This window comes from Sphingobium sp. EM0848, assembly GCF_013375555.1.
Lineage (GTDB): Bacteria > Pseudomonadota > Alphaproteobacteria > Sphingomonadales > Sphingomonadaceae > Sphingobium.
Window position 1 is genome coordinate 2,197,237 of the sequence record NZ_JABXWB010000001.1, and the last position, 11,617, is coordinate 2,208,853.

The window sequence follows — 11,617 nt, forward strand, 5'->3', positions numbered from 1 at the left end:
CCCGTGAACGGTGAATGCGGGGTTTATCGTGGCGGCATTAGCTTTGTGTTTCGGTGGAACTCCCATCCACGAGATACAAGGACCATTCGGCGCCGTTTTTCAGATGATTGATGTTGGCAGAGAAATTCGCCTTTCGGCACCAACTCTGACCAAAAACATCTTCAAATCTAATTTCGAAGGAGCAAATCCAATCGTCTCCCGCTCTGAGAAATTCCTCGAATCTCAATTTCTCATCGCCGCTCATATCGATGATTTGAGAGAATCCATTATGAGGATCAATCAGCCCAAATTGCTCCTCTTTAGTCTGAACTGGGGCTTGGATAGATATGCACCGGAAAATCGCGGACACTTTTCGGGCAGGTGTCTTCCCCGAATTTTCGACCGTTATGGTTATATTCCCAAGCACTGCGTCATAGCTGGCGCTATCTATGCCAAGATAGGCGCGCAATTCATGCCGATCTCTTTCCAAAGCCATGCGATTCGCTTCGCCGGCGGCTTCGGCAGTCCTTTCGGCGGCCTGCAAGGCCCTGATGGTTTCGCCTTCCGAATTCCTGGCTTGCCGCCACGCCTCAAAGTTGAACCACAAGGTTACACCAAGGCCAATGATTCCAAAAAAGCTGAAAACCATTTGCCACCAGGCCCAGCGGGAGGCCCGTTCAGTGGCCTCTGCCGAGCGCCATTGGTTACACAGCTCAGATTGATCGCGCCCGGTTATATTCTCGCATGGCTGGCGGTCTTTCGCGGCCCTCGAAGCTTGTGCGAGAGAAAGGGCTGGGAGGCGGCCTTGTACTTCCTGTGGGCTTTCGCGGTATTCGGGATAACGGTTTGGACCATCGACCCATATACTTGCTCGATAGACTCCGGCCCCTATTGCCAGAACAATTAGGAATCCGACAATCGCAACGATGTAGCGCCAATAGCCTCTAGGCTTGTGATCAAGAACCATGCTGGAAACGCCCCCCGGTTTATCTTGACCGTGATGAAGCCTTCCGATTCTGGCAATCCCCGCACGCTCAGGCGCTCACCCGGTTCCTTGTCGCTGACACCAGCCCCGGGCGCAGGCCGACGAGTTGAGCGGCATTCCCGCCTCCACGCTTCTATTTCGATCGCATGAGGAGCCGATATCCTCCTTCCGCCATGGCCCGGGCGGATTTCACCATCCGCCTGACCCTCTGCCGCAGATGGTCCGACCGCCCCTCCCAACCGGTTTCGATCGCTCGCGCCCCGAAGAGCACCTCGCCTATTTCGCGATGACTGGCCCCTGACGTACGGGCATCATGGACACGCAACAGCGCAAGGCCGCGCCCGACCGCTGGGTCGATGGGATAGAGCAGCGCGCGAAAGCGGCCGGTCCTCACTAAATCGAGGAAACGCTCCAGGGTTCGCAAGCGCCGGGCGGCGGTTCTCGCGCCCCACAACTCATAACGTAGCAATATCTCGCTCTCGGATCGGACAAGGCTGCCCTCCATGATGTCGAGCCGTAAATGCCGGCGGCCATCGGTCAGCGCCGCATATTCGCGGCCTGCGGCGTCAGTGGCCACGCGCAGCCATGGCGCCAGTCGCGCAACATCGATGCCGTCTTGCGACGGAACGGCGCAGGGCACAATGAAGACGGGCAAAGCCGCAGGATCGAAATCGGCGCGCCAGATGATCCGCGCCTCCGGGGCCGGGAGGTCGGGATGCTCAGCGAAAGTGCAGCCCCCAATGTGCTGGATCGGCCGTGCCGCGGGTCATCCTGCTCGCCTGCGCATACCAGGCGACATAATCCTGATCGCGGCGCAACCATTCCCACATCAGTCCTGCCCGGTCGATCCCGTGCAAGGCGGCATAGGGTCCAGGATCCCGCCAATTTTCAGGCGCAGGATCGATCGAACCCCTTGTCACCGCCCGCCTTCAGCCCGAGCGGTTAAGCTCCAGGCCATCCGTTTGCCGGGTTTTTCCAACGCTTTGCTGCACGGCAGCAGATAAAACCCCACCCGGGAGAAATTTTGATATGACGGTTTCATGACAAATCTGTCGACCCGCGGCGTGAGGCCCTGCTGGTCGGCAACAGACATGGAGAAAGGACGGCTGCGGGGCGCACGGCAGCTTGAGATGCCGCCAGCGGCCGGAAGGCGTGCGCATGAGCATGCTGCAAAATGCGATGCATCTCCTCGAATGCATCAACAGGGTCAAAACGCATGATGACATGGCGTCGGTCATGCGCCTGATCGCGGAACAGCTGGGTTTCCAATATTTCGCGCTGACGCAACATGTCGATGTGATCGCGGCCGGTGCGAGCGCGATCCACATTCACAATTATCCAGCCCGCTGGGCCGATTTCTATGCGGAAAACGCGCTGGGCGTGACCGATCCCGTCCACCGGGCCTCCCATTTGACCAGCCTGGGCTTCCGCTGGTCGAAGATATCCGCGCTCATTCCGCTGACGTCCGGTGATCGCCGGCAACTCGTGCGCGGGCGCCAGGCCGGTATAGGGGACGGCTTTACCATCCCCTCCAATGTCGGAGGAGAGGCGCCGGGCTCCTGCACCTTCGCCAATTCGGCCGATCGCCCGCTCCGCGAGGACGGACTTGTGCTGGCACAGCTGCTCGGCAATTATGCGTTCGACGCGGCACGGCAGCTCTGGGCGGTGCCGAAACGGCAAGGGGCTGCCACGCTCATCACCGACCGCCAGCGCGACTGCGTACAATGGGCGGCGCGGGGCAAGAGCGACTGGGAGACCAGCCAGATCCTGGGCATCAGCAAGGAAACCGTGACGAGCCATATCAAGGAAGCCTGTGCACGCTACCAGGTCAACAAGCGGATATTGCTCGTCGGCCGGACGCTGGGTGACGGAACCCTGACGATCAGCGACATCGGCGGCTGGCGCCATCCCCATTTCTGGGAATAGCGGCGACTCGCCCTTCGACCCGACCCTTGATCGACCACGACCAAGGGAGTTTGCCCATGTTGCACATAGTGAAAGAACCGTTCCGGCCGGTGCCGGACGCCGTGCTGCGCGCCATGTTCGCGGCGCGCAAATCCGTCTTCGTCGATCTGCTGAAATGGCAGATTCCGGTGCTCGACGGCCGGTTCGAGGTCGACCAGTTCGACGATGAACATGCGCGCTATGTCATCCTGTCTGAGCCCGACGGCACCCATCTGGCCTCGGCCAGGCTTCTGCCGACCATGCGCCCCCATATTCTCGACAGCTTCTACGCCTCCCTGTGCGAAGCCTCGCCGCCGCGTGGCGAGGATGTCTTCGAGATCACCCGCTTCTGCCTCGATCGGAACCTGCGCGCACCCGAGCGGCGGGTGGTCCGCAACCGCCTCGTGACCGCGATCGCGGACCATGCGCTTGCAAACCGCATCAGCCGCTATGTCGCGATCGCCGAGATGAACTGGTTCCAGCAGATCCTTGCCTTTGGTTGGCAATGCAGGCCGCTGGGCGTGCCACGATGGCATGACGGTTCGCTCCTCGTCGCGCTCGAGATCGAGATTGGCGCGGACACGCTCGACCGGCTCGCTGAAGCCGGCATCTATGACCAGGCGCCGATGGCGGCCTGAGGCAGGAGGAGCGATCATGAACTCACTTCTGTCCACCGGCGCTTCGTCCCTGCTTGGGCAATTGTTCGCGCAGGGGTGGTGCATCATTCCGGACGCCTTGCCCGAAAGCATCATCGCGGCGCTGGACGCCGATCTCGCACCAGTCTTTGCGGCGACACCTTTCTGCCAGGGACCATTTTATGGCGAAACGACCAAGCGCTTCGGGCGGCTACTGACCCGGTCGCCCCATGCCGAAGCACTTGTCCGGCATCCGCTCATCACCCGGATCGCCACGCAGATCCTTGACCGCTGGTGCGACTGCATCCAGCTCAATGTGGGACAGGCCATCGCCATCCACCCGAACGCGCCGGCGCAAGCACCGCACCGGGACCAGGATATGTGGCGCGCGCCAAAAGGGGAAATCGAATATCTGGTGAATATCATCTGGCCGCTCACCCCCTTCACTGCCCACAATGGCGCGACGCTGGTCTGGCCACGCAGCCATGGCGCCCAGGCGCTGGAGGCAGAGCCATCCGAGCCGCCGGTCCCTGCCATTATGGACCCTGGGTCTGCCCTTCTTCTGCTGGGCTCGACCCTGCATGGCGCCGGCGCGAACCGGACGGCGGCGGTGAGGCGCGGGATCGTCACCGGCTACTCACTGGGATGGCTCAAACCCTATGAGAATCCCTGGCTCGCCTATCCGCCCGATGTCGCCCGCCGATTTTCACCCGAACTGGCGGCGCTTGCCGGCTATCGCCAGCACCGCCCCAATCTCGGCAATTTCGAGGGGCAGTGCCCATCGGTCCTGCTCACCGGTGAACCGGACCGCGCACTTGCTGCGATCGACGCGTTGCGGCCCGATCAGGAAGCGATGGTGTCGGCCTTTGCGGCACAGCAGAGGTGAGCGACGATGAACGCCGGTCCCACCTCCGAGCGCGTTCAGCAGAGTCTGAGGCGTCTCATCATGGAGCGCAGCTATCGTCCCGGATCCCGCCTCGACCCCACGGAACTCGCCGCGATCCTGGCTTCGAGCACGACGCCGATCCGGGAGGCGCTCAACCATCTTGCCGGCGAAGGTCTGGTCGAAGCGCGGAGCAGTGGCGGATTCCTTGTTCCCCTGATCGACGAGCCGGGCCTCAAGGATCTCTACGCCTGGTCGAGCGACATCATCCAGCTCGCCCTGCGCAGCGCCCGGCGTCCCGTGCTGCAATCGATCGAGCTCGACCCGGACTCGGCATCAACCGCTGAACAGGCAGCACAGCTCCTCCACAGCATCGCCAGCGCCTCCAGCAATCGCGAACATGGCGAAGCGATGGAACGGACCAACGCGCGCCTGCACGTTGCACGGATCGGGGAGGAGGACATGCTGGGCGGCATTGACGAGGAACTCTATGCGCTGGCGCACGGCGCGCGTGCAGGCGACATCAAGCTGCTGCGCCGGACTTCATCGACCTATCATCTTCGCCGCCAGCGCGCCGCGGCCAGACTGCTCCGGGGCGTCTATCGGGACGACTGACGCCCGCGACACGCCGGTAAGCGGGGCAAATTTCCGGGCAGGGGGACTGGACAAGGTTGGTTTGGCGTGATTCACACTGCCGATGACTTCGGGCAACGACATTGGCGGTACAAGAGGCGAGGAGGATATTCGTCGGGTTGTTGCTGCGCTGGTTGAGCGTTGCGACCGTCTGGAAGCGACGAACCAGGATCTGCTGATCGAGAGGGCGGCTGACAAGCTGGAGATCCAGGCATTACGGGACGAGATTGCGCGATTGAAGGGCGATCCGCCGCGTCCCCGCTTCAAGTCGAAGCCATCGGGGATGGAGAAGTCGACGTCACCGACACCGGGGAAGAAGCGGAGCAAGCGGAGGCGTGGGGCGGTGCAATCGAAGCTCACCGTCAGCCGGGATGTGACGCTGAAAGCGGCAGTTCCTGATGGCTCACGTTTCAAGGGTTACGAAGACGTCTTGGTGCAGGATCTTCGGCTTGAAGTTGACGTCATCCGCTATCGTCGCGAGATTTGGCGGGGTCCTGATGGTAAGCGGATCGCAGCAGAGTTGCCGGCGGGCATTTTGGGAGGCTTTGGCCCCGAGCTACGGCGCTTTATCACGGCGGGTCATTTCCAAGGTCAGATCACCAGCGAACGGCTGTGCTCGATGTTGAACGGGATGGGTTTGGCCATTTCCAAACGCCAGGTCGTACGACTGCTCAGCCGTGGGCTCGACGATCTGGTTGCCGAAGATCGGGCGATTTTAGCCACGGGGATTTCCACGGCGCAATGGATCAATGTCGACGACACTTCCGCTCCGCATGCTCGCAAGAATGGGTATGTCACCCATCTTGGGGATCGGCGCTTCGCGGTGTTTCGCAGCAGCTTTTCCAAATCGCGGCGCAATTTTCTCAATCTTCTTCAGGCGGGCATCAGCCATTTTGTCGTCAACGACGAAGCGCTAGCCAAAATGCGCGAGATGAACCTCGCGTCCGAACCGATTGCCGTGCTGGAAGCCCACGAAGCCAAGCATTTTGAGAGCCCCGAGGCGTGGCAGGCGCATCTTTGCGCGCTGGGCTTTGACAAGTTGAGCGTCACGCCCGATCCCACCAAGGTCGCGACCGAAGGCGCGCTATGGGGCGCCCTTTGCGAACAAGGTCTGCTCGGCGACACAGCTATCGTCTCCGATGGCGCCGGTCAGTTCCGCGTCGGCAGCAACCATGCGTTGTGCTGGGTACATGCAGAAAGGCTGGTCCACAAACTCCATCCCCGCTCGAAGAAAGATCGTGAAGCGCTCGAACTCATCCGCACGTTGATCTGGTGGTTCTACGCCGATCTCAAAGCCTGGCAAAAGCATCCGGATCCCAAACGGGGCCGTGCCCTCAGGGTTCGTTTTGACCGGATCTTTGCCCGCAAAACCGGCTTTGTGATGCTCGATCGGCAATTGGCACGCCTCTACCGCCAGAAAAACGATCTCCTGCGCGTTCTGACACGTCCCGAAATCCCGTTGCATACCAACGGTTCGGAAAACGATATCCGCAGCTTTGTCACCAAGCGCAAAATTTCCGGTGGCACCGTTAGCGAACAAGGACGGATCGCTCGCGACATCATGCTCGGCCTGATCAAAACCTGTGCCAAGCTTGGCGTCTCCTTCTACCAATTCCTCGGTGATCGCTTCGCCGTTCCCGGCGCGCCATCCGTTCCATGGCTGCCGGACCTCGTCAGCGCCGCTCCCGCCTGACCGCCCGGGAGTTTGCCCCGCTTACGACACGCCGCCCGCATGCCATTGACCTTCAACATCTATTTCTCCCGCCTCCTCATATATTCGCGATATCAAATCCGTATAAGTTTCGGATAAGGCCTTGCCGTTCCTACGCTTCTGGGTGCTGCAATTCCCGCAGCAAAGCCAAGGAGTGACTATCATGGAACGTGACAATGACGTGATCGAACTCGGCGCGATCAGCGTGGAAACCAAGGGTCCCGGCGGCCTTACGGGCGATGTCGGCCTTAATGAAATCCAGGCCGGTCTTTCCGACGACTGAAGCGATGGCGCGCAGCTTCATGGCTGCGCGCCATCGTCCTGTTCGAGACAGAGCATGACCGGCTATTCACTTCGCGATGGTCTGAGCTTCTGCCGGACAGAGGGGCGGACCATTTTCCTCGACCTAAATGCAGATCGCTATTTCGGTCTGCGACCCGCCTTGGAACAGGCTTTCTGTTCCCTGATCGACGCCGACCGCATCGATGACCGGCAGTGCGACACATTGCTGGAAGCTGGCATCATCATCCGGTCGCCAGCCAGCAGCAGGCCTGTCCCCTGCCCGCTCGCACATCCGGCCGAGGCCAGGCTCCCGCTGGAGAAAGCCTGCCCATCGCCTGCCCTTGTCGCCAGCGCATTGACCCGCCGGCTCTGGTGGCGCGCGAGACTGAGACAGTTGCCCTTTTCCCGCAACATCCGCGTGATCGAACAACGAAAGCACAGCGTGACACAGCGGGGCGTCCCGATCGACAGGCTTGCCCGTCTCGACCAAGCTTATCGTCGGGCCGCCATGATCCTTTCCGCCCGCGACCAGTGCCTCCCCACCGCGCTGTCGCTGGCGTCATGGCTCATCGCGCTCAGCATCCGGCCGAATCTTGTCCTGGGCGTCAAACTCAACCCTTTCCAGGCCCATAGCTGGATCGAGGTCGACGGCATGATCATGGCCGACGATCCCGATCAGGTCCGCCCGTTCAGCCCGATCAGGATCATCTGATGAAACGCTTTGTCGCCATATTAGCGCCGACGCCGGAACGCAGCCCCATCGCGCCCGCTATCCGCGGCGCACTCTCCCGTACCGAGGGGCTGTCGGTTATGATCGACCGCGACGACATGCTCGTTGCAGGCAGTGACGGACATATCCGGCAACTGGGCGATGATATCGGTATCATCATCGGGCCGATCTTTGCGACCGGCAAAAGCGATCCGGTCACCCTGCCATCCGATTTCGCGCCCGGCGGCGAGCCCGTGGAACTCGATCGTTTCAGCCAGGACCATTGGGGCAATTTCGTTACGATCCTGCGCGATGGCGCGGCAGGCTTCCATGTCCTGCGCTCAGCCTTCGGCCGCCTGCCCTGCTTCCATGCGATGCAGGACGATCAGCTAATCTGCGCGTCCGACACATCCCTGCTGACGCTTGCGGGATGGACGTCCCGCAGGATCGATTGGTCCGGCGTCCTGCGCCGCCTGGCGCTCAAGGATATCCCCTCGCCCTCCACCTGCCTTGCCGGCGTTCAGGAACTGCGCGGAGGCTCGCGTCTCCACCTCACCGCCAAAGGGCTGAGCGTCGCGCAGACATGGAACCCATGGGATCGGGCAGGCAGGCGCCACTGGATCGATGACCGGGACGAGGCCCCGCGCATGGTCCGCCGCGCGGTGTCGACCGCGACCCGCGCCAGCATCATGGGGGCGGATCGCGCCCTGCTCATGCTGTCGGGCGGAATAGATTCCTCCGTGCTGGCCGCTGCGCTCGGCACCCATGGCTGCCCCTTTGCCTGTTTCAATCTCGCCAGCCTCGGCACCGTCGGCGATGAACGGCGTTATGCGCAAATGGTCGCATCCCATATGGGCGCCTCGATCATGGAATCGCAGTGGGACGTCGGCATGGTCGACATTACCCGTTCCCATGCCATCAATCACCCCAACCCCATTGCCCGCAGTTTCATGCAGGGCACGTCCCGCCTGCTGGGCGAGGCGGTCGAAACCAGCGGCGCCGATCTCACGATCGATGGCGGCGGCGGGGACAATGTCTTCTTCTCCCTGCGGTCCATAGCGCCGGTCACCGACGCTTTTCTGCGCGGGGGGAGCCTCAGCGAAGGCTGGTCGACCACCCTGTCGATTGCGGCCATGGCGGACGTGAGCGCGTTCACCGTGCTCGGCCGGGCAGCAGCACGCGCCTTCCGCCGGTCACCCGCCTATCGTTGGCGGCCGATGACCCAATATCTGTCTCCAGAAGTGATGGATGACGAGGCTCTGGTGCCTCGACATCCATGGCTGGAACCACCGTGCGGCGGCGAAACAGGAACGGCCGCCCATATCGCGCTCATTACCGCCGCCCAGGGCTGGGCCGAGGGAAATGATATCAGAAGTCCGGTGCGTCATGTGACGCCATTGGCCTCCCAACCCGTCGTCGAAGCATGCCTGCGGATTCCGAGTTGGTGGTGGTTCCGACACGGTCAGAACCGGATCGTCGCGCGCGATGCCTTTCGCGACCGCCTACCGGCGCCGGTCGTCAATCGCAGGACAAAGGGCACGCCCGACAGCTATATCGCGGAAATCTTCACCGCGAACCGCCCCGTCATCCGCGCCATGCTGCTGGACGGGCATCTGCGTCGAGCCGGGCTGCTCGACATTCCCTTGCTAGAACGTGCCCTGGACAGCGAGGGACCTGTCCAGGGCACACACTATCACCGCATCATGCATCTCGCGGACGTCGAGGCATGGATCGCGGGACAGGTCTAGGATTGGGAGGGCGGCAACCGTTGCTGGCGGAGCTTGCGCCAGATCGCATATTGACCTGCCTTGCGTGGATCGGGATCTTCCCTGTCCTGAAGCCAGTAGAGAAACCAGTCGAGATTGCGCTCGTAGATCGCCAGCCGATGCAGCGGCTGCCACTTATTATGATATTCGTCGGGGAAGACATACATGTCGACCGGCTTGTTCTGTTCCCGCAAAGCAGCGAACACGTCGATCGCCGTCAGATATTCCCTGTCCGCAAGCTGCATCAGCAGCGGCGTATCGATAATCGACGCATTGCGGATCATGGAACCCGGCTGCCAGAACTGCCGATCGTCGGATGTGGCCGGGGGAAAACCCTGCTGCCGCATCTTGCGGGCAAAGGCAGGACCAATGGTCGAATTGACCGTCCATGGTTCGAGACAGCAGGTACTGACTGCGGCGGCGGCGAAGCGGCGGCTGTTGATGAGGGCGAAGCCAACCGTGCTCGACCCATCGCTGAGGCCGCTGATGCCGATGCGATCCGGATCGGCTATGCCCATGTCGATCACGCGCTGGACTCCCGTCATCACCGAGGATTGCATGCTGCGCCGTTCCCCCCAATCCCGGTCATTGTCGGCGAGGAGCTTCTGCCAGTCCTTGTTGAGCGGGTTGATCGCGCCGACATGGGGCGGGCGGTCCACGCTGAGAACGGCGAAGCCCTTCTGCGCGAACAGATGGATGGGATATTCATTGCCGGTCGCGCCCCGGAGAAATCCATTGCTACGATAGGTCGTCACGATGAGCGGCAGCCGTTCATGCCCATCATAATCTGGCGGCAGGACGAGATCGCCAGCAACTTCGAGACCCCGGTCATTCCGCCATTCGAGCCGTTCTACCCTGCCGAACCGGATGGATCGCAATTCCGGATTGGGGTCGTAGAGCAGCTCGGAACGTCCATTATACGGATCGATCCGCACAATCCGCGGCGCTATGGTCGCGCTTTCGCGCAAACAGACGAGCCGGGTGCCCGCCAGGTCACAACCGCTGATGACATCGCTCGTTACCAACACTTTTTTCGGCTCGTCCTTGCCGGGCGCCCAGCGATAGAGTGCCGTCGATCGGGCATTCCATCCCTCGCGGCGAAGGAAGAGCAAGGGGCCACCATGGGGCATCCACCAAAACCCGGCGAACTTGCCGCTACAGGCCTCACCTCGACAGGGGATTTTCACGCCAGTCGCGGATGACACGGCCAGCGCCCAGGGACTGGCCGGATTGGCCGAGACATGCTCGGCCAGGACGGATCGCCCATCATCGGCCTTTGCCGCGAGGGGACGGATTTCATAGCGGATCGGATCGGGCGCCAGCAACGCCCGGTCGCTTTCTTCGCCGGGTCGAGCTTCTCCAGCCGCCGGATCGATGCGAAACAGGGACAAGGCTGTCGTCGCCACCGGCATGGGCTTGTCGCCCATCATCGGCACATAGCGATCGTCGTACCGAAATCCGGTCACAGCCTCACGCGCCAGAGCGGAGCGTTCGGCGAGCTGCCCCGTCCGGCTCGCATAAACAAGCGTCGCGCCGTCGGGCGTCCATGCAAATTGTTCAATGTCGACCGGCGAGCGCGTGAGCGCCCGGGCAGGACCGCCATCAGCGCGGACCGCCCAGAGCTGGGTGATCCCCTGTTCCCGCCGCAGGAAGGCGATCCACCGGCCATCAGGCGACCATGAGGGCGCGAGCACTATGGGAAATCCGGTCGGCAGGATGACGCCGCGATAATCCCCGGCCCCGCTTATGAACTCACCGCCCTGGTCCAGGAGGCGCGGCGTCGCGTCGGGCTGCAGGTCCATGACAGCGAGCCCAATGCAATAGCTGTTGGCCGATGCATCCGCCCTCATGATGATGAAGGCGATCCGTCTGCCATCCGGTGACAGGCCGAGCGGGCTCTCACCGCCAAGCAGCGACCCATCGCCCCGTCCGATATCGCGGACGCCAAGCAGATCTTTCGCGGTGATGGCGCGCGGTTTCGCCATCGTCTCGGGATTTGGCAACAGGTCGCTGCAGTCCGCCCTGGCTTCGGAAGCCAAGCCCAGAAACGCCACGCCCGCAGCCAGCAGCGCAATCGAGGTCCTGCCCAT

13 protein-coding genes are annotated in these 11,617 nt (G+C 62.1%); 9 read left to right on the plus strand and 4 right to left on the minus strand.

Annotation, left to right across the window (positions count from 1 at the left end; translation table 11 throughout):
• The first annotated feature begins 28 nt into the window (after positions 1 to 28).
• Positions 29 to 886: a hypothetical protein gene (locus HUK73_RS10610; RefSeq protein ID WP_176591871.1), complete on the plus strand. Its 858-nt coding sequence runs from the start codon at positions 29 to 31 to the stop codon at positions 884 to 886.
• Here HUK73_RS10610 and HUK73_RS27145 read toward each other — a convergent pair.
• The 3 genes from HUK73_RS27145 to HUK73_RS10620 form a co-directional block, all read right to left on the minus strand.
• Positions 883 to 1,203, minus strand: coding sequence for a DUF6471 domain-containing protein (locus HUK73_RS27145; protein ID WP_369805477.1), 321 nt, complete (start codon positions 1,201 to 1,203; stop codon positions 883 to 885). The genes HUK73_RS10610 and HUK73_RS27145 overlap by 4 nt on opposite strands.
• Positions 1,098 to 1,619, minus strand: a complete 522-nt coding sequence (locus tag HUK73_RS10615) for a DUF2285 domain-containing protein (protein ID WP_176591872.1) — start codon at positions 1,617 to 1,619, stop codon at positions 1,098 to 1,100. The genes HUK73_RS27145 and HUK73_RS10615 overlap by 106 nt, the downstream gene beginning before the upstream one ends.
• Before the next feature lie 64 nt (positions 1,620 to 1,683).
• Complete coding sequence (locus HUK73_RS10620) at positions 1,684 to 1,884, minus strand: transcriptional regulator domain-containing protein (protein ID WP_176591873.1); 201 nt, start codon at positions 1,882 to 1,884, stop codon at positions 1,684 to 1,686.
• Between the two features lie 238 nt (positions 1,885 to 2,122).
• On the opposite strand from HUK73_RS10620, the gene HUK73_RS10625 reads away from it, so the two are divergent.
• The 8 genes from HUK73_RS10625 to HUK73_RS10660 all read left to right on the plus strand — a co-directional run bounded on the left by HUK73_RS10625 (position 2,123) and on the right by HUK73_RS10660 (position 9,509).
• Positions 2,123 to 2,890 (plus strand): LuxR family transcriptional regulator, encoded by a 768-nt coding sequence (locus HUK73_RS10625; RefSeq protein WP_255326245.1) that lies wholly within the window; start codon positions 2,123 to 2,125, stop codon positions 2,888 to 2,890.
• A 56-nt stretch (positions 2,891 to 2,946) separates the two neighbouring features.
• Positions 2,947 to 3,546: an acyl-homoserine-lactone synthase gene (locus tag HUK73_RS10630; protein ID WP_176591874.1), complete on the plus strand. Its 600-nt coding sequence runs from the start codon at positions 2,947 to 2,949 to the stop codon at positions 3,544 to 3,546.
• A gap of 16 nt (positions 3,547 to 3,562) precedes the next feature.
• The gene (locus tag HUK73_RS10635; protein ID WP_255326246.1) at positions 3,563 to 4,429 is read left to right on the plus strand and encodes a phytanoyl-CoA dioxygenase family protein; all 867 of its coding nucleotides are present in this window, start codon (positions 3,563 to 3,565) and stop codon (positions 4,427 to 4,429) included.
• Between the two features lie 6 nt (positions 4,430 to 4,435).
• The gene (locus tag HUK73_RS10640; RefSeq protein WP_255326247.1) at positions 4,436 to 5,041 is read left to right on the plus strand and encodes a GntR family transcriptional regulator; all 606 of its coding nucleotides are present in this window, start codon (positions 4,436 to 4,438) and stop codon (positions 5,039 to 5,041) included.
• 82 nt (positions 5,042 to 5,123) lie between these two features.
• Positions 5,124 to 6,752 (plus strand): transposase, encoded by a 1,629-nt coding sequence (locus HUK73_RS10645; protein ID WP_218036409.1) that lies wholly within the window; start codon positions 5,124 to 5,126, stop codon positions 6,750 to 6,752.
• A gap of 181 nt (positions 6,753 to 6,933) precedes the next feature.
• Positions 6,934 to 7,053 carry a benenodin family lasso peptide gene (locus HUK73_RS10650; protein WP_176591877.1) on the plus strand — a complete coding sequence of 40 codons (120 nt, stop codon included), beginning with the start codon at positions 6,934 to 6,936 and terminating at the stop codon, positions 7,051 to 7,053.
• A gap of 54 nt (positions 7,054 to 7,107) precedes the next feature.
• Positions 7,108 to 7,764: a lasso peptide biosynthesis B2 protein gene (locus HUK73_RS10655; protein WP_176591878.1), complete on the plus strand. Its 657-nt coding sequence runs from the start codon at positions 7,108 to 7,110 to the stop codon at positions 7,762 to 7,764.
• On the plus strand, positions 7,764 to 9,509 hold the full coding sequence (locus HUK73_RS10660; protein WP_176591879.1) for an asparagine synthetase B family protein: 1,746 nt from the start codon (positions 7,764 to 7,766) through the stop codon (positions 9,507 to 9,509). The genes HUK73_RS10655 and HUK73_RS10660 overlap by 1 nt, the downstream gene beginning before the upstream one ends.
• Here the strand turns inward: HUK73_RS10660 and HUK73_RS10665 are convergent.
• Positions 9,506 to 11,617, minus strand: coding sequence for an Atxe2 family lasso peptide isopeptidase (locus HUK73_RS10665; RefSeq protein WP_255326248.1), 2,112 nt, complete (start codon positions 11,615 to 11,617; stop codon positions 9,506 to 9,508). The genes HUK73_RS10660 and HUK73_RS10665 overlap by 4 nt on opposite strands.